Annotated in this window: 24 protein-coding genes; 1 reads left to right on the top strand and 23 read right to left on the bottom strand. The window is 34.9% G+C overall.

Features of this window, described 5'->3' with window-relative positions; genetic code table 11:
• Positions 1–5 precede the first annotated feature (5 nt).
• The 16 genes from fabZ to ANASTE_RS09750 all read right to left on the bottom strand — a co-directional run bounded on the left by fabZ (position 6) and on the right by ANASTE_RS09750 (position 17,274).
• The gene (fabZ, locus tag ANASTE_RS09825; RefSeq protein ID WP_198004122.1) at positions 6–431 is read right to left on the bottom strand and encodes a 3-hydroxyacyl-ACP dehydratase FabZ; all 426 of its coding nucleotides are present in this window, start codon (positions 429–431) and stop codon (positions 6–8) included.
• A gap of 4 nt (positions 432–435) precedes the next feature.
• Positions 436–1,674: a beta-ketoacyl-ACP synthase II gene (fabF, locus tag ANASTE_RS09820; RefSeq protein WP_007050865.1), complete on the bottom strand. Its 1,239-nt coding sequence runs from the start codon at positions 1,672–1,674 to the stop codon at positions 436–438.
• A gap of 8 nt (positions 1,675–1,682) precedes the next feature.
• On the bottom strand, positions 1,683–2,423 hold the full coding sequence (gene fabG / locus ANASTE_RS09815; RefSeq protein ID WP_341271240.1) for a 3-oxoacyl-[acyl-carrier-protein] reductase: 741 nt from the start codon (positions 2,421–2,423) through the stop codon (positions 1,683–1,685).
• A complete protein-coding gene (gene fabD / locus ANASTE_RS09810) occupies positions 2,420–3,337 on the bottom strand; it encodes an ACP S-malonyltransferase (RefSeq protein ID WP_007050863.1) in 918 nt (305 codons plus the stop codon). The genes fabG and fabD overlap by 4 nt, the downstream gene beginning before the upstream one ends.
• Positions 3,338–4,426, bottom strand: coding sequence for an NAD(P)H-dependent flavin oxidoreductase (locus ANASTE_RS09805; protein WP_007050862.1), 1,089 nt, complete (start codon positions 4,424–4,426; stop codon positions 3,338–3,340).
• Positions 4,420–5,406: a DUF561 domain-containing protein gene (locus ANASTE_RS09800; RefSeq protein WP_007050861.1), complete on the bottom strand. Its 987-nt coding sequence runs from the start codon at positions 5,404–5,406 to the stop codon at positions 4,420–4,422. Before ANASTE_RS09800 ends, ANASTE_RS09805 begins: the two co-directional genes overlap by 7 nt.
• A complete protein-coding gene (locus ANASTE_RS09795) occupies positions 5,381–6,349 on the bottom strand; it encodes a beta-ketoacyl-ACP synthase III (protein ID WP_007050860.1) in 969 nt (322 codons plus the stop codon). The genes ANASTE_RS09800 and ANASTE_RS09795 overlap by 26 nt, the downstream gene beginning before the upstream one ends.
• Position 6,350: 1 nt before the next feature.
• Positions 6,351–7,274 (bottom strand): acetyl-CoA carboxylase carboxyltransferase subunit alpha, encoded by a 924-nt coding sequence (locus ANASTE_RS09790; protein ID WP_007050859.1) that lies wholly within the window; start codon positions 7,272–7,274, stop codon positions 6,351–6,353.
• Entirely contained in the window at positions 7,271–8,146 is an 876-nt protein-coding gene (gene accD / locus ANASTE_RS09785) for an acetyl-CoA carboxylase, carboxyltransferase subunit beta (RefSeq protein ID WP_007050858.1), read from the bottom strand. Before accD ends, ANASTE_RS09790 begins: the two co-directional genes overlap by 4 nt.
• Positions 8,130–9,500 (bottom strand): acetyl-CoA carboxylase biotin carboxylase subunit, encoded by a 1,371-nt coding sequence (locus ANASTE_RS09780; protein ID WP_007050857.1) that lies wholly within the window; start codon positions 9,498–9,500, stop codon positions 8,130–8,132. Before ANASTE_RS09780 ends, accD begins: the two co-directional genes overlap by 17 nt.
• Complete coding sequence (gene accB / locus ANASTE_RS09775; RefSeq protein WP_007050856.1) at positions 9,501–9,962, bottom strand: acetyl-CoA carboxylase biotin carboxyl carrier protein; 462 nt, start codon at positions 9,960–9,962, stop codon at positions 9,501–9,503. It lies immediately after the preceding gene.
• 204 nt (positions 9,963–10,166) lie between these two features.
• Positions 10,167–10,394 carry an acyl carrier protein gene (locus ANASTE_RS09770; protein WP_007050855.1) on the bottom strand — a complete coding sequence of 76 codons (228 nt, stop codon included), beginning with the start codon at positions 10,392–10,394 and terminating at the stop codon, positions 10,167–10,169.
• 212 nt (positions 10,395–10,606) lie between these two features.
• On the bottom strand, positions 10,607–12,229 hold the full coding sequence (locus ANASTE_RS09765; RefSeq protein WP_007050854.1) for a hypothetical protein: 1,623 nt from the start codon (positions 12,227–12,229) through the stop codon (positions 10,607–10,609).
• Positions 12,230–12,621: 392 nt separating this feature from the next.
• On the bottom strand, positions 12,622–14,601 hold the full coding sequence (locus ANASTE_RS11540) for a leucine-rich repeat protein (RefSeq protein WP_052294612.1): 1,980 nt from the start codon (positions 14,599–14,601) through the stop codon (positions 12,622–12,624).
• A gap of 438 nt (positions 14,602–15,039) precedes the next feature.
• The gene (feoB, locus tag ANASTE_RS09755) at positions 15,040–17,049 is read right to left on the bottom strand and encodes a ferrous iron transport protein B (RefSeq protein WP_007050852.1); all 2,010 of its coding nucleotides are present in this window, start codon (positions 17,047–17,049) and stop codon (positions 15,040–15,042) included.
• Positions 17,050–17,274, bottom strand: a complete 225-nt coding sequence (locus tag ANASTE_RS09750) for a FeoA family protein (RefSeq protein ID WP_007050851.1) — start codon at positions 17,272–17,274, stop codon at positions 17,050–17,052.
• 140 nt (positions 17,275–17,414) lie between these two features.
• Between ANASTE_RS09750 and ANASTE_RS09745 the strand changes: the two genes are divergently transcribed.
• Positions 17,415–18,707: a Y-family DNA polymerase gene (locus ANASTE_RS09745; RefSeq protein WP_412686438.1), complete on the top strand. Its 1,293-nt coding sequence runs from the start codon at positions 17,415–17,417 to the stop codon at positions 18,705–18,707.
• Between the two features lie 21 nt (positions 18,708–18,728).
• Here ANASTE_RS09745 and ANASTE_RS09740 read toward each other — a convergent pair whose 3' ends face one another.
• The 7 genes from ANASTE_RS09740 to ANASTE_RS09715 form a co-directional block, all read right to left on the bottom strand.
• A complete protein-coding gene (locus ANASTE_RS09740) occupies positions 18,729–20,327 on the bottom strand; it encodes a potassium/proton antiporter (RefSeq protein WP_007050849.1) in 1,599 nt (532 codons plus the stop codon).
• 110 nt (positions 20,328–20,437) lie between these two features.
• Complete coding sequence (gene secF, locus ANASTE_RS09735) at positions 20,438–21,580, bottom strand: protein translocase subunit SecF (protein ID WP_148344980.1); 1,143 nt, start codon at positions 21,578–21,580, stop codon at positions 20,438–20,440.
• Positions 21,573–22,859, bottom strand: a complete 1,287-nt coding sequence (gene secD, locus ANASTE_RS09730; protein ID WP_007050847.1) for a protein translocase subunit SecD — start codon at positions 22,857–22,859, stop codon at positions 21,573–21,575. The genes secF and secD overlap by 8 nt, the downstream gene beginning before the upstream one ends.
• 61 nt (positions 22,860–22,920) lie before the next feature.
• On the bottom strand, positions 22,921–24,285 hold the full coding sequence (scfB, locus tag ANASTE_RS09725; RefSeq protein WP_007050846.1) for a thioether cross-link-forming SCIFF peptide maturase: 1,365 nt from the start codon (positions 24,283–24,285) through the stop codon (positions 22,921–22,923).
• Between the two features lie 63 nt (positions 24,286–24,348).
• Entirely contained in the window at positions 24,349–24,483 is a 135-nt protein-coding gene (scfA, locus tag ANASTE_RS11780; protein ID WP_083781768.1) for a six-cysteine ranthipeptide SCIFF, read from the bottom strand.
• A 68-nt stretch (positions 24,484–24,551) separates the two neighbouring features.
• Complete coding sequence (locus ANASTE_RS09720) at positions 24,552–24,929, bottom strand: iron-sulfur cluster scaffold-like protein (RefSeq protein WP_007050844.1); 378 nt, start codon at positions 24,927–24,929, stop codon at positions 24,552–24,554.
• 13 nt (positions 24,930–24,942) lie between these two features.
• Positions 24,943–26,097 carry a cysteine desulfurase family protein gene (locus tag ANASTE_RS09715; RefSeq protein ID WP_007050843.1) on the bottom strand — a complete coding sequence of 385 codons (1,155 nt, stop codon included), beginning with the start codon at positions 26,095–26,097 and terminating at the stop codon, positions 24,943–24,945.
• Positions 26,098–26,168: the final 71 nt, after the last annotated feature.

Here is a 26,168-nt window from a genome sequence, read left to right as displayed (position 1 = left end):
CCTTCTTATTTTTCTACCGCAAACATTATTTCCCCTTTAACGGCAATTTCATCCCCCACAAGAGCCGTAGCATTTGCAAAGCCTATGCCCGCTTTCATCTTGGTAAGTTCCACTTTTAAAGTCAATGTATCTCCCGGGATAACTTGTCTTTTAAAACGTATTTTATTTACTCCCGCAAGGACCGCAATCTTACCTTTGTTTTCTTCTTTAGATAACAGTAAGACCGCACCAGTTTGAGCCAAAGCTTCGATCATCAAGACTCCCGGCATCACATGCTTTTCAGGGAAATGTCCCATAAACTGCATTTCATTGGCGCTGACGCACTTCTTACCTATAATGACAGTATCATCTGTTATTTCTTCTATAGTATCTACAAGCAGAAAAGGATATCTGTGAGGTATGATTTTTTGAATATCATTGGAATTATAAATCATTTTATTTGTCCGCCTTCTTAAATATTAATGAAGCATTATGTCCGCCGAACCCTAAAGAGTTACTCATTGCATAATTTACTTCTTCGTTTAGCCCCTTGTTCGGAACAACATTCAAATCACAGTCTTCATCTTGGTTTTTATAATTTATCGTAGGAGGAATAAAGCTATTTTCTATGGCTTTTATAGAAATTATAGCTTCGATTGCTCCTGAAGCACCAAGAAGGTGACCTGTGTTGGACTTTGTAGAAGATATCTTAAGTTCTTTAGCATGATTTCCAAATGCGGATTTGACCGCCATGGTTTCGGTTTTATCATTCAAAGGTGTACTCGTTCCATGGGCGTTTATGTAATCTACATCGGAAGCGTTAATGCTTGCATCCTCAATGGCACTTGCCATTGCTCTTGCTCCGCCGCTTCCGTCATCAATAGGAGCAGTTACATGATGTGCGTCACATGTGGCACCGTAGCCTACGATTTCCGCATAGATTTTAGCTCCTCTTTTTTTCGCATGTTCGTATTCTTCCAATAAAAGTACTCCCGCACCTTCCCCCATTACAAAACCGCTTCTGTCTTTGTCGAAAGGTATGCTTGCTCTGTTTTTATCATCGCCTTCATGAAGTGCTCTCATTGACATAAATCCCGCCATTGCAAGAGGAGTTATGGAAGCTTCGCTTCCTCCGGCAAGCATCAAATCTTCATATCCGTCTCTTATCTTATGAAAAGCTTCGCCTATCGCATTGCTGGCTGCGGCACATGCCGTAACGGTCGAAGAACAATGCCCTTTAAGACCGAAGTCGATAGCAACGTTTCCTGCCGCAAGATTAATAAGACACATAGGAATAAAATAAGGAGAAACCTTACTTGGACCTCTCTTTTCCATATTCATCTGTGCATTTTCTATGGTTTCGATACCGCCGATACCGCTGGCTATTATAACTCCGAAACGATTTTTATCTACATTTTTAAGGTCTATATTACTGTCATTCATTGCCTGCATTGCAGCAATACGGGCAAATGTGGTAAATCTGTCGTTAAATTTAATTTCTCTTTTCTTCAGATATTTTTCCATATCCAAGTCTTTGACTTCCGCAGCAAGTTTAACTCTGTATTCACTCGTATCAAAATGAGTAATTTCATCGATACCGCATTTTCCCTCTTTTATAGAGTCCCACATCGTATCAACATCATTACCGATTGGAGAAACAGCTCCAAGTCCACTAATCACTACTCTTCTTTTCATCATGCCTCCTACATTACCATTCCGCCGTCTACATTTATAACCTGACCGGTTATATACCTGCTTTTATCTCCGGATAAGAACACCGCCAAATTAGCAACATCTTCGCCTTTTCCTATAGACTTGAGCGGAATACCCTTTAATATTTCATCTTTTGCTTTATCATTCAATTCATCAGTCATATCGCTTTCGATAAATCCGGGAGCTATTGCATTCACTCTTATCCCTCTTGAAGCAAGTTCTCTCGCAACAGACTTTGTAAGACCTATCACACCAGCTTTACTTGCGGAATAATTTGCCTGTCCCGCATTTCCGGAAATACCTACTACGCTTGACATATTGATTATAGAACCGCTTTTTTGTTTCATCATTTGTCTGGTTGCATGTTTTATGGTATTAAATGTTCCCTTTAAATTTACATCTATTACACTGTCAAAATCTTTCTCTTTCATTCTGAGAAGCAAGTTGTCCCTTGTAATACCGGAATTATTGACAAGCACATCTATACTTCCAAATTCTTCTATCGCTTTCTTTATAAGCTCTTCGCTTTCACTAAAGTCAGATACATTTGCTTTTACGGTAATTGCACTAACACCATGCTCTCTGCATTCCAAAGCAACTTTCTCTGCTTTTTCTTTGCTTCCGTTATAATTGATTACTACATTATATCCGTCTTTGGCAAGAGCTATGGCAATGGCTCTTCCGATACCCCTGCCCGCTCCCGTTACAACAGCAGTTTTACTATCCATTATTTCAACGCTCCTATCATTTCTTCAAGTGATTTATTATCCTCTACACTGTATACAGGGATATTTTTGTTTATTTTCCTTACAAATCCTTTAAGCACCTTACCCGGACCTATTTCAACAAAAGCTTCAACATCTTTATCTATCATGTATTCAACCATTTGCATAAAGTATACGCTGGATTTGATTTGTTTTGTTAAAATTTCTTTTATATCTCCATCGTACTCTCCTCCCGTTACATTATATAAAACGGGTATACTAGGCTTATTTATTTCATATTTACCCAAAACTTCATTAAGTTCCATTGAAGCTTCTTCCAAAAGAGAAGAATGAAAAGCTCCGCTTACGTTTAAAGGAATGAGCCTTCTGGCTCCTTTTTCTTTAAGGATTTCACAGGCTTTATCCACAGCTTTAACTTCCCCTGTTATGACTATCTGTGCGGGAGAATTATAATTTGCTATTTCGCATACACCTTCAGACTTTACTTCCTCGCAGGTTTCCTTGATTATATCTTTATCGAAGTTCATTACCGCTACCATTTTAGAGGTTCCTTTAGGAAGAGCGTTTGCCATTATCTGTCCACGCTTTCTAACGATATTCGCGGCTTCATTTACGCTAAAAGCTCCCGCATAACAAAGAGCTGAATATTCTCCTAGGGAGAGTCCGCATACATAATCCGGATCAATTCCCTTAGATTTAACTACATTTGCTATAGCCATAGACGTGGTAAGTATAGCACTTTGAGAATACGCAGTATCGTCAAGAGTCTCTTTAGGTCCGTTAAAACAAAGTTCTTTTACGTCATAATCAAGTTTAACACTATCAAAAACTTCTTTTGCTTCGGAATATGTATCATATAATTCTTTTCCCATGCCTACAGATTGAGTTCCCTGACCGGCAAATAAAAATCCTATTTTCATCTATTCATTCTCCTTCAATTCTTCGTTGGCACCGTCGACCAATTCCTTAATGAGTTCATGTACTGTTGTCATCTTATCCACTCTTGAAGCATTGCTGCCTACAAATATAAGTCCGTTATCCACATTTCCTTTTACAGACTGAATAAGAGCCTGAGAAATGCAGTAAGGAGTATCGCTTGGATCACAAAGGGATAAACAGTTATAACAAGAAGACATACAAATATTTCCTCTGTTTTCAACCTTCTGCATAAAAGAATTCATAATTCCTCTACCCGGAAAACCCGTAGGGCTTTTAACGATAGATATATCTTCTTTTTTTGCATTTATAACCATATCTTTGAATTCCTGTGAAGCATCACATTCTTTCGTAGCAATAAATCTCGTACCCATTTGTACTCCGTCGGCACCCTTTTTTATAAAGTGAGCGATATCGCTTCCGGTATAAATACCTCCCGCAACAAAGACAGGGACATTTTTGTTGTACTCTTCTTCAAAAGGTGCAAGTTCATTTTTAACATCTTCAAAAATCTTATCTAGACTTTCGCATGTACCATTCTCCAAATCTTCCTTTTTAAATCCAAGATGTCCGCCGGCTTCGCTCCCTTCGATAACAACAAAATCGGGGATTACGCTATGCCTTTTGCTCCACCTTTTAAGTATCAGTCTAATGGCTCTGCCGCTTGATACTATAGGTGCAAGCAAAATACTCTTATCTTCCACAAGCTTCGGTAAATCAAGGGGAAGACCGGCACCCGATATAATAGCGTCGACCTTAGCTTTAACGGCAGCTTTTACATATTCTGCGTAGCCCTTGCTGGCTACCATGATATTTACTCCTAAAAGCCCGTTGCCTCCGCTTATTTCTCTTGCTTTTTTTGCTTCTTCAATTATTGCTTCTATATTGCATTTTAGAGAATTTTTGTTAAAGTCAGGCTTTCTGTATCCGGGATGAGCGGCACTTATAACCCCCATCGCTCCTTCTTTCATAACACTTCCTGCAAGTGAAGATAAAGATACGCCAACGCCCATTCCGCCTTGAATGATAGGAACGCTGAGTACTTTATCTTTAATTCTTACTTCTTTTAACATTCTAACTCCTTATGTTTTTCAATTAATATTTCAAGTTCTCTCTTTGAAGAGTCCATTATATTTTTAAGTATATCCTTCATAGGCATAATCTCTTTACACATTCCGGCAATCTGTCCCATCATTACGGAACCCGTAACCATATCGCCTTCAAAAACAGCTTTTCTAAGACCACCAAGGGTAAGTTTTTCAAGTTCTTCTCTGTTTGCAAGAGAAGTTTCGAGCTTTATGTACTCCTTGCTCATTTTGTTTTTAAGTACCCTTACGGGAGCATTTAAGCTTTTTCCCGTAACGATAGTATCTGTATCCTTTGCTTTTAAAACTGCAGCCTTATAATTTTCATGTATCGGACATTCCTCAGACACCAACAGACAAGTCCCCACTTGAACACCTATAGCACCGAGAGAAAGTGCTGCATTGAAACCTCTTCCGTCGGCAATTCCTCCTGCGGCTATAACCGGAACATCGACCGCATCTACGATTTGTGGAACGAGAGCCATAGTGGTCTGTTCGCCTACGTGTCCTCCGGACTCTCCGCCTTCAACGATTATAGCATCGACACCCGCTCTTGCAAGCCTTTTTGCAAGTGCTACGCTCGGAGAAATGGGAAAAACTTTAGCCCCTGATTTTTTAAGAGCTTCAACATATTTACCGGGATTTCCTGCTCCCGTAGTTACTACGGAAACCTTTTCCTCACATAACATATTCATTATTTCTTCGGTTTCGGGGTTCATCATCATTACGTTGACTCCGAACGGCTTATAGGTCAAGCTTTTGCATTTTTTGATTTCTTCTTTTGCCTGAACACATGTCATAGCACCTGTTCCGATAATTCCAAGTCCTCCCGCATTACTTACGCATGCCGCAAATTCTGCTGTAGCAATATTTGCCATAGCACCTTGAATAATCGGATATTTTATACCTAGCATTTTATTTAACATTACCATAACTTTTCTACTATATTTCAATATAACCCGAAGCATAAGTAAACCCTGCTCCAAATCCTATTAAAACAATTTTTGCTCCTTCTTTTATTAGTCCTTTTTCCTTTGCTTCAGCTAAAGCGATAGCAACACTTGCAGCCGAAGTATTTCCGTAATTATTTAGATTTATATATAATTTGCTTTCGTCTATTTTAAGTTTTCTGATAACATGTTTTATGATCCTGTAATTAGCCTGATGAGGAATAAATAAGTCAATATCGTCTATTGTCTTATCAGCCTTCTCAAGAACTTTGATTAAAGCTTCACTCATTGCTCTTACGGCAAAACGAAAAACATCGTTTCCCGCCATTTCGATATGGCCTATTTCTCTTAGTTCATTCTTTAAAGGCTCTTTTAAGCTTGGTCCCTTTATCCTAAGTTTACCTTCATTGTCCCCTTCGCTGTTTGCATAGAAAAACATGTTTTTGTTAATGTTTTCTCTTTTCATGATTACTGCACCCGCACCGTCTCCGAAGAGTACACAAGTATTCCTGTCGCTCCAGTCTATTACTTTACTAAGTGTTTCAGCACCGATTATAAGAGCACATTTATACTCCATGAGCATCATACTCGCAACCTGCATTGCATATAAAAAGCCGCTGCATGCAGCACTTATATCGAAAGCCATAACGTGTTTATCGTTAAGTCCCAGCTTTTCTTGTATCAAGCAAGCAGTAGACGGGGTCAGATTGTCGGGAGTACAGGTTGAACAAATGACTAGGTCGATATCTTCATTTTTGATACCTGCGTCATCTATTGCTTTTATAGCAGCATTATATGATATATCGCTTGTATTTTCATCACTGCTTATGTATCTCGTTTCGATACCCGACCTGCTTTTTATCCAATCATCGCTTGTATCGACTATTTTTTCCAAATCATGGTTGGTAATCATATTCTTTGGAATATAATACCCATATCCCAGAATTTTTCTATTGTTCATTTTAAATCATTCCTATTTTACGATATTTTAAAAATCTTTCTCTAATAAGCAGTCTATCCTTTTTTTGAATAAGCTCCTTAAGTTCGGTTTCTATATAAACCGCAATTTGTGCTACCACATATTCAAGACCGTTTTGAGCACCTCCGGCAGGCTCTTTTATTATATGGTCAATGATACCTTTTTCATATAGATCATAAGAGGTGAGTCTCATATACTTGCTCGCCTCTTCGGCTCTGCTCTCATCTTTCCATAGTATGCTCGCAAAACCTTCGGGAGAAAGGACAGAATATATTGCATTTTCAAGCATCACTATCCTATCGGCAACGCTCAGTGCAAGAGCGCCTCCGCTTCCGCCTTCCGAAATAACAACGCTTATGACAGGTGTCTTAAGGTTTGAAAATTCGTATAGACATTTGGCAATAGCTTCTGCCTGTCCTCTTTCTTCAGCGCCTTTTCCCGGATAAGCCCCCGCGGTATCTACTATATTTATTATCGGTCTGTGAAACTTTTCAGCTTCTTTTGCAAGTCTTAGGGCTTTTCTGTACCCTTCGGGGTTCATCATCCCAAAGTTTCTCTTTAGATTTTCTTCCAAAGTTTTACCCTTTGCCTGAGCAAGTACAGTGACGGGAATACCCTTAAAAGTTCCTATCCCTCCGATCAAAGCATTGTCATCACCGTAACACCTGTCTCCGTGAAGTTCGTAAAAATCATCTATCAGCAAAGAGATATAATCCGAAGCCTTGGGTCTGTCCTGATGCCTTGCAAGATATACCCTGTCCCATGGTTCCAGATTTGAATAAGCCTCTTTTTTAAGCTCCATGATTTCCTTGTTTATTTCATCATATCTTTGACTTTCGTCAATATTCAAACCAGCTTTTTCCGCTTCCAAAGTCCTGATTTTTATTTCACATTCTTTTATTTTCATAAACTTACTCCTTTATGAAGCATTATAAGTTCATATATAGTCTTTTTCATTTCGGTTCTGTCTACAACCATGTCTATAAAACCTTTTTCTAATAGAAATTCCGCTCTTTGAAATTCCTTAGGAAGCGTCTCATTAATAGTATTCTCTATAACTCTTTTTCCTGCAAAACCTACAAGAGCATTTGGCTCTGAAATTATGATATCTCCGAGCATAGCAAATGATGCGCTTACTCCTCCCGTCGTCGGATGAGTGAGAAGAGAAATATAAAATCCGCCTTCGTCACTGAACTTTTTAAGTGCGGCACTCGTCTTAGCCATCTGCATTAAAGACATTATACCCTCCTGCATCCTTGCTCCTCCGCTGGTACAGCTGATAAGGAGAGGAAGTCTCCTTCTAGTCGCATACTCGGTTATTCTCGTGATTTTTTCACCCACGATTTGCCCCATGCTTCCCATCATGAAGTTACTGTCCATGACCGCAAGGGCTATTTTTTCTCCGTTTATCCTTCCGACTCCGGTAACTACAGCTTCATGAAGTCCCGTAGATTTTTTACTCTTATCGAGTTTCTTTGTATATCCCGGAAAATCATCTTCATTAGAGCTTTCTAAGTTCTTATCAAGTTCTCTGAATGTAGATTTATCAGTAAGCTGTCTTATCCTTTCTCTTGCACTTATCTTTAAATGATGAGAACAGTTAGGACATACATAGAGATTATTCATCATATCTTCGTATGGAACATTTTTATGACATACTTCACAGTTTTTTATTAAATTTTCGGGAACCTCTTTTTTTGTTAAATCTTTATTGGTCCTTATTCTTCTTGATTTAAAAAGTTCAAGTCTTTCCTGTCTTTTTTTAAATAAGTTCTCCACTTTGTTCTTCCAACTCCTTTATAAACCTATCAAAAAATCCGGTATCATAATTACCTTCAATAAAAGTTTTATTATGAAGCGTCAAATAATGAAATTCTATATTAGTTTTTACTCCGTCTATTATCAGCTCTTCAAGAGCTACTCTCATTTTCTTTATACACTCCAACCTGGTTGGTGCAAATGTAATAAGCTTGAGTATCATCGAATCGTAATAAGGCGGTATTTCATATCCCGTATAAACGGCACTGTCTATCCTTATACCTCTGCCTCCCGGAAGATGTAAAAATTTTATCTTCCCGGGTGAGGGAGCAAAATCTCTTTCCATGTCTTCCGCATTTATCCTGCACTCCATTGCATAGCCGTTACATTTTATATCTTCTTGCTTAAGAGATAATTTTTGTCCGCCTGCAACTTTGATTTGATGTTTAACTATATCAACACCGCTTATCATTTCGGAAATAGGATGTTCAACTTGAATTCTCGTATTCATTTCCATGAAATAATACTTACCGCTTTTATCAAGCAAAAATTCAATCGTACCTACACTGTCATAGCCCACATGACGGCATGCTTTTACGGCATCAGTTATCATTGACTTTCTTATATTATCATCTAAAACATGACAGGGAGCTTCTTCTATAAGCTTTTGATTTCTTCTTTGAAAAGAGCAGTCTCTTTCAAACAAATGAATTACGTTTCCGTGTTTATCACCGAGAAGCTGTATTTCGATATGTTTGGGATTTTCAATATACTTTTCCAGATATACATCGCTGTCTCCGAAGCAAGCCTTAGCCTCGCTTACGGCATTATTGAAGTTGTCTTCAAACTCTTCTTCGCTCCTTACTATCCTCATTCCTCTACCCCCGCCGCCATTGCTGGCTTTTATAATTACGGGGTAAGAAATTTCCTTGGCAAGTTTAATTCCTTCATCGGCGGTTTTTATTATTTCTTTGGAACCGGGTACGACAGGCACTCCGGCTTCGATCATCATTTTTCTTGCTTCGCTTTTATTTCCCAGCTTTTCTATCACATCGGGATTTGGTCCTATAAAGATAAGCCCGCACCCTATAACAAGCCTTGCAAATTTAGGATTTTCACTTAAAAAGCCAAAACCGGGATGTACTGCATCGGCACCTGAGGAACACGCAGCTTCGATTATATTACTCATATTCAAGTAACTGTCATTAACTTTTGCAGGTCCTATACAAACCGCCTCATCCGCTATTTGGACATGAAGAGAATCTTTATCTGCGGTAGAATAAACCGCCACGGTTTTAATACCCATCTCTTTGCATGTCCTGATGATCCTTACTGCAATTTCACCTCTGTTTACGATCAAAACTTTCTTAATCATTTACTCACCTATTAAAACAAGATTATCGTCGAATTGAACCATTTCTCCGTCTGTTTTATTAACCTTTAAAACTGTTCCAGAAGATGGTGCCTTTATTTCATTCATGACTTTCATAGCTTCGATAATACAAATGGTATCGCCTTTTTTAATGCTTTCACCTACGCTTACGTATTCATTTGCATTTTCGTTTGGTCTTGAATAAAAAGTACCGACCAAAGGAGATTTGACCCAATTCCCTTTATCGTCTTCTTTTTCTTTCACATTCACCTTTTTTTCTAAATCCGCACTATTGTTTTGAACAACAGCCGGACTTTGTTTATAACTATCAAAAGGAATAGATGTAACGATATTATGATTTTCTTTTTCAAGTTTTATCTTTATATCTTTATCTTCTACTTCCAGTTTATGAACATCCGAATGTTCAAATATATCTATAACTTGTTTTATTATTTTAGTATCCAAAATACCCTCCTTTAATCAAAGCTTTCGGCTTTAATCAATTATATATAAAGTACTGATTGATTGTTTAATAAATCTGTACCTGAAATTTCCTATAAAACAGACAACCAAATTACTTTGATTATCAAACTAATAAATTGTATAAATTCGTATAAAAAATATAAAAGGGCTTAATATAAGCCCGCTTAAAGTTTAAAAATATGTAATCTATGCTTGTTTTTCTTTTATTATATCAATAATATCTTGTACTGTTACTAATTTTTCCAATTCTTCGTCTTCGATTTGAACGTCGAATTCAGTTTCAAGTTCTAATGATAATTCCACTGCTGCAAGTGAGTCGATATCTAAATCTTCTTTTAATCTCGCATCAGGAGTAATAAGATTTTCATCAATATCCAATGCATCTACCAACACTTTTTTAATATCTTCTAACATAAATATAGTCCTCCTAAATTCTTTGATATTCAAAGTATTTACGTATTATATACTTAATTTAATTTAAAGTAAATACTTTTTTATCCAAATCAGATAAAAAATATTAATAAATCATTAAAAATCACATCTTAATAATACTCAGTATCATTAAGAAAATTCTACAAATTTTATATAAAAAAAATGCTGCCATACGACAGCATTTAAATCTTTTATTAGAAAAATAAAACTGTTTGAGCTAACATAAGTCCGCAAAGGATGGCCGACTGAACCAATGCATTGAACCTTGTAGGAGAATTAACGGCTTTTAAAAGTTTTCCTACAGCAAGCACAAATACAATGTCAAATCCAAGCCCCACAAAATCAAGTGCCAAAACAAATTGTCCCATAATCAAAAGTATTATGGCAACTATCAAAATGACCAAAAAGTTGAATGATGACATCATAAATCTTTGAAGCTGGGAAGCGATCATAACTTCTTTTTCTCTCTCTTCTATATAAAATATAAAATAAGCAAATATACTAAATACTATAAGCCAAAGTGTCTTCATTGAGAATACATTAAAGACTATATTATTTCCCGACACGGAAAGCAGATATAACATTACAAGAACCAATCCCGTAACAACTAATCCGCCTTTTACATTATCCTTAGGATCCTTATAAAATATTTGACTTCCTATATCATTTGCAATCGTAGTCCTATAGTATAAATAAAATATTACTATTCCATAACATGATATCAATGATATTTTAACAAGAACAAAATACGGAACGGCAATAATAGGACTAGCCAAAAAGTATATTGCAACTGGAAGAAGGAATACCAAGATGCCCGCAGGCAATACTGCAAGAAGTTTAGATATCACAAATTCCTTATTGAAAGGAATACTTCCTTTTTCTTTATAATAATCTTTACCTTTGATTTTATAAGCAAGAATTATAATCGCAAGTGCCAATAGGCTCAAGAATACACTCATAAAACTTTTTACTGTCAAAAACATATTTGGCATATATTGATATCCGTCTCTTGATGCTATATAACTTACGGTTTCGTCAATAACACTTTTATTTTCAATTTCATTTATAGGAAGAACATTTTTTACAACGGAAAGAGTGACTTCATTCTCATTGACAGCACCTGTTGAACCCTGTTCAAGCCTTTGTTTCAGAGCTTCATTTTCTGCTACACTGGATTTATTATTTAAGTTAGAAGTAATCAAATGTATATTTTCTCCCGGATTTGACGCACTCAAATCCTTCATGAATTTAACATCTTCTTCTTTAACGAAGTTAATTACATCCAAATCAAGTTTATCTAAAATATTTGTTTGTGTTGAAATAAGTGTTAAATCTTTTGGATCAAAAAATCCTTTTGTCGCGGTTTGAAGAGCCGTTCTCGCAGAAACACCGCTTGCGATAATATGTATATTTTCTTCATTTAATTTTGCAAGCTGAGAAAAAGCAACTACTCCGGTATAATACTGTTCTGCAAGATATTCACTTTGTTTATATCCAAACTCAACGCTGCCTTTTGTATGTCCCTGACTCGGCAAATCAAAGACATATACATGATATCCGAGTTTTGCAAACTCTTCTACCATAAACCATGTATCTTTCGCATTTTGATTTAAATCATTGACAATAAATACACCCATGTCTTTAGTTCCGCGGTGATATTTTGCAGATATTTTTAACTCATCGATATTATAGTAATTGACTTTATCCATTTTATAAAAGGTATTCGTCGAATATACCTGAGCAAGACATCCAACCACAAATATTCCTATCAATATTATTAGCAATATATTCAATTTGGACTTTAGTTTCGATTTCATATGTAAACCTCGTGCTAGGGATTTTTTCTATTTTCAGCTAATAATTATACCATAAATTATAAATTTTAACAAACATCGAACTAAAAAAGACCCATCGGGGTAGGGTCTTTTTTAGTATTGGTGTTTTAAATCTTACCTTTATATCAAGATGATTTCTGCTGAGTGAAATCATCCGGGTAACTTTTTTTAATAAATATGTACATATTTATTTTTATATTCCTAACTCAGATATATTTTTTTACCTAAGTTGATTGAATATTTCTTTTATATTTTTATCTGATTAATTATCTATTTTCATCTTATATTGAATAAAAACTATCTGAAAATTTTTATCCTCAAGGTCATTGTATATTTTATTTTCAATCAATATTTTTATTTTTAATACAAACTAATTAAATATTCCTTTTCTTGATTTTATATCCTACGGTCCCTACTGCACCCAAAGACACAAGTCCCAATAGGACGTATAAAACCATATTCATTTCATCAGAAGTCTGAGGATTATTTACAGATGTCTTATCACTTCCTGTATTTGTAACGGTACTTCCATTTGATGTGGAGTCACCGTTGTTATTATTGTTATTACTTTCATCCTTTTTAACTAATTTTTGGATAACGACATCAGAACCTTCTTTTTTAGTCCCGCAAACCCTGCATTCCGTATGCTTACTTCCTTCTTCTGTATATGTAGCTTCTTTGTCTACCACTTCTTTATCAAATTTATGAGGGATAACTCCTATCGTTTCATCTGAGTTTTCTTTTTTAGTGTTACATACACTGCATTCCACATGATTGCTTCCTTCTTCAGCACATGTTGCAGCTTTATCAACGACTGTTTTATCAAATATATGAGGTATCATATCTATATCCTTATATGAATCATAGTCGATATCATTGCATACACTGCATATTTTATGCTCTTTACCCTTTTCGGAACAAGTTGCAGTTTTATCTACCACAGTTTTATCAAATGTATGATTTCCCGTTGCAGGAATTTCTAATGTAACTTCATCGCTTACTTCATTCCCGCATGCACAAGTTCCCGCAGAGTAAGTGATGCTTCCCGCGTTTGCACACGTAGGCTCGACCTTAGTTTCGGTAACTTCGCTGGTTCCGTGACATACACCTTCGCTTGAAAATTCCCATGAACCGTCACCATCATCTTTCCCTGACCTAAACCATCTATATAATGGACTGGGATCATCATCAATATTCCCGCTGTGTCCGATAAATTTCACCCCATGAATAAAGTCACCAGTGTCATTTAAATATCCGATATTTACAGCATTAAGAATATCACTTGTAAGTCTTATAGTCTTTAAATTTGTATCTCCACATACACAGTCATATATATCTTTCAAAACACTTCCCTCTTCACTGTCAATAGAAGTTAAATTAGTACAGTCCTTAAAGACATCACTCTGAATCGTCTCAACAGTTTTCGGTATTTTAAAACTATTAAGTCCCGAATTTTCAAATGTGCTTTCTTTAATTTCAGTTAAATTAATTCCGTTTTCAAATGTACATGAAGTCAAGTCTGTACAATCTTTAAATACATTAGACTCTAGTGATATAACAGACTTAGGTATTTCAATACTTTTTAGCCCCGAACCTTCAAATGCATGTTCAGTTATAGCCCTTAAAGAACTATCTTTTTCAAAAATACATTTAGTTAATGATGAACACAATGAAAAAGCATAGTATGATATTCCCATCACTGAATTTGGTATAATAATTTCTTCCAGTTTGTTACAATTATAAAATGTGTAAATAGATATAGATGTTAACTTGCTGCCTTTTTCAAAAGTACATGCAGTTAAGCTTGTACAATTATTAAATGCAGACGCCCCTATAGATATAACGTTATTCGGGATTTCAACACTTGTAAGACTTTCGCCAGAGAAAGCCGCTTCACCTATAGCCGTTACTTCATATTCTCCCGTATCGGAAGCCTTTACCTTCTTTGGGATTTCAAGGACATCACCGGAAAAAGACCCGATACCGGTAATCGTAGCTTTATTTGTATCCTCATCATAACTGAACTCAAGTCCGGTTGTTTCATCTGTTTTATTTTCTACAACAGCTTTGGCTGTCTTTGAAGTCGACTTAACAGATTTTGAAGTCTCATTTGAAGAAGTACTTTCATCAGATTTCTTTTCATCTTCTGCGGTTTTATCTTTATTTGTTATAACAGCTTTTTCGTTATCTTTGACTTCCTCACTGTTATTTACGTCAGTTACCTGTTGTTCTTCGCTTACTACAGCATTATCATTCGTGTTTTCATTCTTTACTTCTTCGGCAAACACAGGTGTCATGCTTCCTAACACCATAAACCCGCTCAGCATTACCGCTAAAAGTCTCTTGCTCTTCATTTCTAACTCCCCTTTATTTTTCGACAATAATATCAATAATCGTACTTTTTGTGACATTTATGTTATATTTAAAATGTATTGTAATAATATTAGAAATCACATATATTGATATATTATTATTACATATAAAAGATTATTTGTAATAAAATCCATATATTACAGATTTTTTATCCAAGTTACAAAAAGTACACCTTTTTATAGTTTTTTTAGGTGTTTTTACTGTTTTTAAAACTTTTATAGATTATTTTATTGTTTGATAAAAAGCGTAATAATTTTGAATAAAAAAGATTAAAGAATAATAAATTCGCATTATTAAACAAATTAAGATATAAAGAGTTTATTAGGGGCGCGGTATCTCACGCAGTGAGGCGTAGTGCCCCTAACAAACAATAAAAAAAGAGATAAAATTTATTCATTTCATCTCCTTTTTAATATATTCTATAAAATTAATTTCGCGATGTTATAAACTATAAATGCCATTACATATGCTATTCCCGTTTGGTACATTGCAGTGAATATTGCCCCTTTAAAAGAACCTATTTCTCTTTTTGCCGCCGCAAATGCCGCCGCACAAGGCATATACAAAAGTGTAAATGTTAAAAATGATATCGCGGCAGGAAGACTAAGCATTGATGACAATACCGCAGGAAGCGTATTTAATGTACTTCCCGTCAAAATAGCCAAAGTACTTACAACTACCTCTTTTGCACTGAACCCTGCAATTAACGCCGTAACAAACTTCCACTCACCAAACCCGAGAGGCTTGAATATCACTGCCAAATATGTTCCTATTGACGCCAGCATACTTGACGCCGGATTTGCGACCATATTAAACCTAAAGTCAAAGTTTTCCAAGAACCAAATAAGTACACTTGCTACAAAAATAATCGTAAAGGCCTTAGTGATAAAATCTTTCGCTTTTTCATAGCTAAGCCTTGTCAGTGACTTGATCGAAGGTAGTCTATAAGGAGGAAGTTCCATAACAAAAGGCATAGCCTCTCCTTTAAAAATACTATTCTTAAGCAAAAAACCGGATAATACCGCGGTAAATATACCAAGCAGATAAAAACAAATCATTACCAAAGGCAGATTATCATTGAAAAAAGCTGCCGCAAAAACAGTATATATAGGAAGTTTCGCACTGCATGACATAAAAGGAGTAAGCAGTACCGTCATCTTCCTGTCTCTGGAACTGTTAAGAGTTCTTGTTGCCATTATACCCGGAACGGAACATCCGAAACCTATAAGCATAGGAACAAAACTCTTTCCGCTAAGACCTATCCTTCTGAGAGGCTTGTCCATTATAAACGCAATCCTTGCCATATATCCGCTGTCCTCAAGAAGAGATAAAAAGAAGAATAATGTTACGATTATCGGAAGGAAAGATAATACTATGGATACACCACTGTAAATCCCGTCCGTAACCAAAGAATGAAGTGTAGGATTTATTTTAAGTGCCGTAAGCCCCATATCGAGAACCAACTTAAAATTTTCCAACAACAATTCAAAAGCATCGCTTAAAAATGCGCCAATAACACCGAATGTCAAATAAAAGATCGCCCCCATAATAAGTATAAAAATAGGCAGAGCAAAATATTTATTTGTAAGAACAGTATCTATCTTAACGCTTTGTATATGTTCTTTGGTATGTGCTATTTTATGTACGCTGTCTTTACATAGTGTTTCAATATATTCATATCTCATTTCCGCAATTGCCGCTTCTCTGTCCAAACCTACGGAATCTTCCATTTCTTGAACGATATGCCCTATTATATCTTTATCCGCTTCACTAAGTTCAAGCTGTTCTTCAAGCAGAGTATCACCCTCTACTATTTTAGAAACACAAAACCTGACTGGAAGATGTTTTTCTTCCGCATTAGCTTCTATTATATGAGATATTGAATGAATTGCCTTATGTATATATCCGCTACAAAAGTCGATCTTGCCTCTAAAAGAATTTTCTGTAATCAAATCTTCCGCTACGGCAACCAACTCTTCCGTACCCTGATTTTTTGCTGCTTGAATGGGTATGCAGTCTACATTCAGAGTATCTGCTATTTTATCAATATCGATACTGTTTCCGCAGGCAATAACCTCGTCCATCATACTAAGTGCGATTACCATGGGAATATTAAGTTCTAGTAATTGTAAAGTTAAATATAGATTTCTTTCTATATTGGTTGCATCGATTATATTTATAATCAGATCCGGCTTATCTTTCATTAAAAAGTCTCTGGTTACGACTTCCTCACTCGTATACGGAGAAAGTGAATATATACCGGGAAGGTCTACCAAATTTATATTTTCATGACCTTTTATAGGTCCTTCTTTTTTATCTACAGTTACCCCCGGGAAATTACCTACATGTGCATTACTCCCGGTTAAAGCATTAAATAAAGTTGTCTTACCGCAGTTTTGATTACCCACTAAAGCAAAGGTTTTTTCCATTTAAATCACCTCAACTTCTATTTTATTTGCATCATCTTTTCGAAGAGTAAGTTCAAAACCTCTTAAATTTATTTCAATAGGATCACCAAGAGGTGCAACCTTTCTTATAAAAACCTTGGTCTTCGGAATCAATCCGATATCCAAAAGTCTCCTTCTTATTGCGGGCTCACCGCCGGTACTTTTAATAATTGCTTTTTGACCGATCTTCAGTTCATCTAAAGTCATATTATCCCTCACCAATTTCAGTTAGCTTTTGCTACCTTTAAATTATACAACTGCACTTATTATTAAGTCAACTAAAATATAGATATTAACCAATACTAATCTTTGTTAATTTTATATAATACATACAGATTAAAGAACGTATGTTTGATTTTTGCTATATTTTATGTTATATTTTTTATTATACGAAAGGAATGTTAAAAAAAATGGGGAGAATTATATTTCATATTGATGTTAATTCAGCTTTTTTATCATGGCAGGCTGCATATAATAAAAAAATGGGAAATAAAGAGGTTGACCTAAGAAGTATCCCAAGTGCTGTGGGCGGCGATGAAGCAAAAAGAAAAGGTGTAGTTCTGGCAAAATCACAAAAAGCTAAGAAATATGGCGTAAGGACCGGAGAAAGTCTATTCGAAGCAAGAAAAAAATGTCCCAACCTTTTAATAGTAAAGCCTAACTTCAAAATATATAGGATGTATTCAAATAAATTATTTGATTTACTTAGTGAATATTCCGATACAATAGAAAGATATTCCATAGACGAATGCTTTCTTGATTATACCTCCAGCCAAAAATTATTCGGAGAACCGATCAAAGCTGCATATGAAATAAAAGAAAGGATAAAAAGAGAACTTGGATTTACCGTTAACATAGGAATTTCAAATAATAAACTCCTTGCAAAAATGGCAGGAGATTTAAAAAAGCCCGATAAAGTAATCACTCTCTTTCCCGAAGAAATAGAAGAAAAAATGCTTCCTCTTACTATCAATGAACTGTTTATGGTAGGAAGAAAAACAAAAGAAAAATTAAACAGTTTGGGAATAAAAACTATAGGAGATTTAAATAAATGTTCTATGGGATTTTTAATAAGTAATTTTAAAAAAGCTCAGGGAACAATGTTATATAACTATTCTCATGGAATAGATGAAAGTGAAGTAGAAATTTCAAGACAGACAAAATCAATAGGAAACAGTACCACACTTAAAAATGACACGACAGATATAAATGAAGTAAAAAAAGTATTTCTTGCTTTAAGCGACAGTGTAGGAACGAGGCTCAGAAGAAAAGATTTAAAAGGAAATACGATAACAGTAACCATAAAAAATAATTTATTTCATTCTTATTCACATCAAAGAACACTGCCATATTTTACTAACTCGACCAATACGATATACGAACAAGCATTTAAACTATTCAACGAATTTTGGAACAATGATGCTATAAGACTTCTTGGAATAAGTGTAGGCGGGCTCAATAAAGATGAAGTAAATCAGCTTTCTTTAATAGAAGAAAAAATTGAAAATGAGAAGATGAAAAAAATCGAAGAGGTAATGGATAAATTAAGAGATAATTACGGACAAGATATCATAAAAAGAGGTGAACCTAAAGAAAAAACACATAAGATAATATCAGACAAACTTGATTATTTCAAATAAAAAGCTCTGAAATGGAGCTTTTTATTCATCAAAACCGCTTAATACCAAAATATCGTCCTTTCTGATTTTAGTATTCCCCCTCGGGATAACGGTCTTTTCCCCTCTTTTGATCATTACAATAAGTCTTCTTTTATTTTTAAAGGTTATTTCGCTTATACTTTTATTGATCCACTCAGGTCTATCTTTAGCTTTAACTTCTTTTAATTTAATATTATCATCATTATAAAGTTTTGCATTAAAAATTATAATATCCCCTTCTCTAAGCATAGTATTGCCATTTGGAACAATGGAGTCCTCGCCTCTTTTTATCATTACTATAAGCATTTTCTTTGGAAGACTTAAATCACATAATTTTTTATTTAAGAAATCCGTATCCCTAGTAACCTTTATTTGCACCAGTTCCATATCTGTAACTTCGTTATAATCCGTAAAAGTCTTAAATACATCCTCTTCGTTATCCACGACATCCAGTTTCTTAGCCACATAAGGAAGAAGAGTACCCTGAAATAAAATTGAAAATATTGCTACTAAAAATACTATATGATAAATATCTATACTTAATTTAGCTCCCGAGGCTATCACAATAATGGCAAAAACTATTGAGGCCGCCCCTCTAAGTCCGGAAAAAGAGATAAAGAGTATTTCTTTTATATTTACTTTAAAAGGTTTTAAGATAATAAATACTACTATCGGTCTTGCAATAAAAGTTAAGAATAACATTATAAGAAGTGCAGTTAAAAATATTTCGGGAAGCTGGCTGGGAAAAGATAAAAGTCCTAATATAAAAAATATTATCATTTGAGCAAGCCCTGTGATACCGTTAAAGAAGTGTACCAAAGATATCTTATTTTTTATATTGCTGTTACCAAGCATAAGTCCGGAAATATATACGCTTAAATATCCATTCCCTCCTATTGTGACAGGAAGAGCATATGCACTTAGTGCGAGAGCAAATACGAATATAGTATCAAGTCCGTCACCTTTTAAATCCACCTTACTTAAAATATATATTCCGGCTAAACCTATCAACACACCAATAATAAGTCCGAAAATAACTTCTTTGAATATAAATGTGATTATAGAACCATGACTTCCTACCCCCATCAATGTTAAGGTAAGCATTGTCATAATAAATGCAAACGGGTCATTGCTGCCGCTTTCGATTTCCAGTATTGAAGCAAGTCCGTTTTTCAAATTGAGTTTATGAAGCCTCAGTATGGAAAAAACACTGGCAGCGTCAGTTGAGCTAAGCAAAGAGCCTATCAACAGTCCGGTTAGAAAATCAAATTTAAAAACATATGTAGAAAATAATGCCACTAAAAAAGCAGTCAATATCACACCCAATGTCGATAAACTCACAGCTTTATTTATGACCGGCTTAGCTATATTCCAATTTGTACAAAATCCACCGAAGAACATTATAAAAATAAGAGCAACACTGCAAATCGTCTCCGCAAAATTATAATCATCAAAATAAATTTTGAAAATCCCGTCACTTCCGAATAATACACCAATCCCAATGAATATAAGAAGTGCGGGAAGTCCTATTTTATTGGAAAGCTTATTACAAAAAAGACAAAGTATTATAACAAGAGCAGAAATTAATAAATAAAATGTCATCCTAAACCTCCTTTTTATAAAAAAGCCCAACAAAAGTTATAAAACATCTTTGTTAGGCTCAACTAATATATTAAATATATTATATCAAAAATTTTAATTTTTGTCTATTCTTAATAAAGCTGATAAATAAATTTATTAAATAAAAAAAGAGGATATATAAATCCTCTTTTATCTTTGTACCTTTTTTTCTTCTTTTTCTTCTTTTCTTTTCTTGCTTTTCGCCTAGCTTTCTTTTCTTCCTGTTCTCGCAAGATTTCTTCTTCACTTTTAACTATAGCCTCTACTTCTTTTACGTCATCAACCACATTAACCATTAAATCTTCATCAATGGCTTTAGGTTTCTTACGCTCAGGCATACGAACCCTATCAGGATTTTTGAGTTTTTGTTTCTCTTTAATCATATACCAAACAGGAACGGCTACACATATAGAAGAAAATACCCCGGATACAAAACCAATCATCATTGGGAATACAAATTCCTTAATGGACGTAGTCCCGAATATCAATAAAGGAGTTACCGCTAAAAGAGTGGTAAGTGTCGTATTGATCGAACGGGTCATTGTCTGATTTATACTTACATTCACAAGGCTGTAATAATCGCCTCTTTTGACTTTAGGACTGTTTTCCCTAACCCTGTCGAAAGTTATGATAGTATCGTTTATTGAATAACCAAGTATAGTAAGCATAGCTGCAATGAACGATGAGTTTACCTGGATTTGGAATATCGAAAATACTCCAAGCACCATGCACATATCAAATATTAGTGAGAATATGGCACATAATCCCTGCATAAATTCAAATCGGAACGTAATATATATAAGCATACATATTACAGCAATAATACATGCTTTGACCGCCATGGATCTAAGTTCGTCTCCTACTGTTCCGGATACATTATCTATAGAAAGCAAATCTTTTTCTTTTAAATCATATTTGGATTTAAAATCATTAAATAAAGATTTTCTTTCACTGTCGGATAAGTCTTTGCTTGTACTTATAACAGCCTGAGTTCCGTTATCTCCTGAAGTTGTTACTTCGGCTTTACTGTCATACTTATTGGAAATAGCTTTTACATCATCAACATTAAACTTTTGATTAAGTTCCATTGTTATGATAGTCCCGCCTTTGAAATCTATACCGAAATCTAAACCTCTGAATAATACCGAACCGAGAGACACTACTATAAGCACCAATGCTATAATAAGATATTTTTTGGCGTGTTTGGCAAAATCAATTTTAAAATTATTATTCATTGTCATTACCTCCCACGTTCTTTATACCAAATAATTTCAAGTCACTGAATTTATCGGAAGAAGTGACTAAAATCATTAATCTCTTTGTAACAAATACTGCGGTGAACATACTTACAACAACCCCTACCATAAGAGTAAGTGCAAATCCTTTTATAGTTCCCGCACCAAGGAAGAATAATACCAAACCTGCGATTATTGTGGTAATGTTAGCATCGATAATAGATGTCAAGGCTCTCGAGAAACCTGCTTCAATTGCTCCCATTATTGTCTTACCGCTTCTAAGCTCTTCTTTCATTCTTTCAAATATGATTACATTACTGTCAACCGCCATACCTATGGATAGTATTATACCGGCAATACCCGGAAGTGTCAGTGTAACTCCAAGACCTGACATCAAGAATAAATAAATCACTATGTAAATAGCAAGTGATATATCGGCAACAACTCCCGGAAGAAGATAAAATATAATCATAAACAAGAATACTAGACCTACACCTATAACACCTGCTTTTAAACTCTTATTTAAAGAGTCAGCACCTAAAGTCGGACCGATAGTTCTGATTTCTATAGCTTCCAGTTCAACGGGAAGGGAACCCGCTTTGATTAAAGTAGCAAGTTTAGTTGCTTCTTCGCCGTCTTTCATTCCCGTAATTACACACTTACCGTCGGTAATAGCACTTTGAACAGTAGGTGTTGAAATCTTTTCTCCGTCAAGCTCAATTGAAATAACCTTACCTATATTTGCACTTGTGGCGTCGCCGAATGCTTTAGCACCCTTATCATCAAATGTCAAAGATACTACAGGTTCTTCAACATAGTTATTAGTCTTTTGGATTTCATACTTTGCACTCTTTACACTTGAACCGTCAAGGATTACTTTCCCGTCTGGTCCCACGAATTGCAACTTCGCAGTCTTACCGATCATAGACAAAGCTTCTTCCTGATCTTCAACATCCGGTATAGATACTCTGATTTTATCATTACCTTGTTTTGATATAGTCGGTTCTTTTACACCAAGAGAGTCGATACGAGTTCTTATGGTTTCAACAGCTTTATCTAAAGTATCGTCATTTATCTTATTTCCGTCACTTTCTTTAGCCTGAAGTACTACATTGACACCTCCGGTCAAATCAAGCCCGTAATTGATAGTATCTTTGATAGGATCTATATCATAAATCCCGATAACCTTACTTACAGGCAGACCGAACATGAAAACATAGTAGCAAAAAGCTACAGCGACTAAGATAAATAACATCTTCAGTCCATTCTTTTTTTTCATATATCCTCTACTCCTAAATTCTATTAATTATAACATTTTAATTCTACAGCGTTTTTATTTTCTAGTCAACAAGTTCTTTTTCTTTGCATTTAATATATATGGCACATTCCATCCTTTTTCTCAGGATATCACATCCCGTTTCATAAATACCGTTTATATCCTTGTTGAAATTATAGCTGTTTGCATGACATCCGCCTCCGCAGAAATATTTACAGAAGCAGTCCTCACATTCTTTTTTATCCAAAACACTGTTTGAACTGTAAAATTTATTTCTTATTTCATCATTGGTGATCCCGTCATTTAAGTTACCCATTACAAAATCAGTATTTCCAACAAATTGATGACACGGATAAATATCTCCGAAGGGAGTCACTGCGATATATTCACATCCCGCACCGCAGCCGGATACTCTTTTATATTCACATTTCCCGCCGTCTAAATCTACATTAAAATGGAAAAATCTAAACTCTTTATCCGTTCCAAGCCTATCTAAATAAATATCAGTCAATTTATCATAACTTTCCATTATCTCAGGCAAATCTTTATTCGTTATTGCATATTCTTCATTTTCATCTGCAACGACACTTTCGACTGATAACTGTTTTAACCCTATATCGGAAAAATGCTTAACGTCCTTATAAAAGTCCAAATTATGCTTTGTATACGTTCCTCTTATGTAATAATCAAGTCCGAGTTCATCTCTTGATTTAGCCACTTTTTTGATATTTTCTATAATCAAATCATAACTGCCCTTACCGTTTGCAGTAGGTCTAGTATAATCATTGATTTCTTTCCTTCCGTCCAATGATAATACTACATTATACATTTCCTTATTTAGATAATCAATTATCTCATCATTTAATAAAACGCAGTTTGTAGTTAAAGTAAACCTGAATATCTTGTTATGCTTCTTAGCTTCTTCCTTAGCATATTCAACAGTCTTCTTAACAACATCAAAATTAAGAAGCGGTTCGCCTCCAAAGAAATCTACTTCAAGATGAACTTTATTACCTGAATTACTTATAATAAAATCAATAGCTTTCTTCGCTGTTTCGATATTCATTACTTCTTTTTTCATATTGAAGTTTCCCCCGGAAGCAAAACAGTAACGGCAGGCAAGATTACAGTCATGCGATACATGAAGGCACATCGCTTTAACTATACCCTTTTCGTATAACTTTCTGTTTACTTTCTTTTCCGGAGTATAGAGTCTGTTCTCTGCTTCAAGTTCTTTAAGTTCTCCAATTACTTCTTTAATTTCTTCTTCGTCGTATTTACTTTTAAGAATACTTACTATTTTTTCTGAACTTTCTTTTTTATAATAATCAAGAACATCATATGTCATTTCATCTACGTCATATACAAGTGATGAATTTATATCAAGTACTATGTATTTATCTTTAAATTTATATTTATATATTCCCATAACTTCCTCTTAACTTAAAAAAAGGCAACCAAAAGGTTGCTTTTTTTATTCTATTATTTTTTATTATTTATTTTCGCAAGGTTGGTTACCAACAGTACAAGAAGTTTTGCATGCTGATTGGCAAGATGTAGCACATTCTCCGCAACCTTTATTTTTTCTATCTTCTCTTACTTCGTTCACTTTTTTAATATGTTTCATTTTCATCCTCCGAAAAATAATTTCTTCTTTAGATTATAGCATAAAGAATTATCATTTACAATACAGTTTTAATTGTTATTCTTATTAGCTACATATTCATCCAAAGCTTTATTTATAACACCTTCGGCAAGAACGGAACAATGTACTTTTGGAGCTGGAAGTCCTCCCAGAGAATCCACAACCATCTTATTTGTTATCTTTCTTGCTTCCTCTACAGTCTTCCCTTTAATAAGCTCAGTTGACATGCTTGCACTTGCTATTGCAGCGGCACATCCGAAAGTTCTGAATTTAATATCGGTAATAACATCATTATCGTCTATCTTTAAGAAAAACTCCGTTGTATCTCCGCAAGACGGACTGGCTTCTTTTGCTACAACCGTAGCATCTTCTATAACACCAACATTTCTTGGATTTTGGAAATGGTCTAATACAATATCATTATACATAATTAATTCCTCCTTAATAAAACGGACTTAGTTTTCTAAGCCTTTCTACTGTTCTTTTTAAAACTTCGATAGTATAATCAATTTCTTCTTTTGTATTGAATTTAGATAAAGAAAATCTTACGCTTGCTCCCACTTCAAATTTATTACTGTCTCCGAGAGCATCTATTACATGAGATTCACTTCCCGAGTCTGCAGTACATGCAGAGCCCGTCGAGCACGCTATACCTTCCAAGTCTAAAGCATATAGGAATGCTTCGCCTTCAATACCTTTAAAAGTAAAGTTAATATTATTGCAAAGTCTATGCTCTCTGCTTCCGTTTAAAATTGTATCCGGAACATTCTTTAAAATATCATCAATAAAATAATCTCTAAGTTTTTCAATATATTTAACATCATCACTCATAGATTTCTTCATTATTTCAACGGCTTTACCGAATCCCGCTATAGAAGGAGCATTATAGGTCCCCGCTCTTAAAGCTCTTTCCTGTCCTCCCCCTTGCATAAATACATCAAGTATCACTTTTTTATTTATATATAAAAAGCCTACACCTTTCGGTCCGTGAATTTTATGAGCAGACATTGAAAGCAAATCAATATTCATTTTATCCACATCAATATCCATTTTACCCACAGCCTGAACCGCATCCGTATGAAATAATATACCTTTTTTTCCGGCAATTTCACCTATTTCTTTGATCGGCTCGATAGTACCTATTTCATTATTTGCCGCCATAATACTTATGAGGATAGTATCTTCTCTTATTGCATCTTTTAATTCTCTTATATTTATGTTTCCGTCACTGTCAACGGGAAGATAAGTAACGTCAAAACCTTCCTTTTCAAGCTGACTGCAAGTATGAAGTACGGCATGATGCTCTATAGCTGAAGTTATAATATGTCTGCCTTTATTTTTATTATGATAAGCTGCACCTCTTATTGCCCAGTTATCACTTTCTGTTGCACCCGAAGTAAAAATGATTTCTCTGGGAGAAGCATTTATTAAACCCGCGATTTCTTCTCTTGCCCATTCTATACCCTTTCTGGCTTCTCTGCCGAAAGAGTGAAGAGAAGATGCATTGGCATAATATTTATCGTTATATTCATCTACTATTTCTCTTACTTCATTGTAAGGTCTTGTAGTAGCGGCATTATCCAAATATACTCTCATTACCTATTTATCTCCTTTCCTACTAATGTAGTATGAATATAATAAATAAAAAACATGTATAGTTCAAGTCA

This window comes from Anaerofustis stercorihominis DSM 17244 (assembly GCF_000154825.1).
GTDB classification, from domain to species: Bacteria; Bacillota; Clostridia; order Eubacteriales; family Anaerofustaceae; genus Anaerofustis; species Anaerofustis stercorihominis.
The sequence above is the reverse complement of the archived record's forward strand: the minus strand, read 5'-3'. Positions and strand labels throughout refer to the sequence as shown.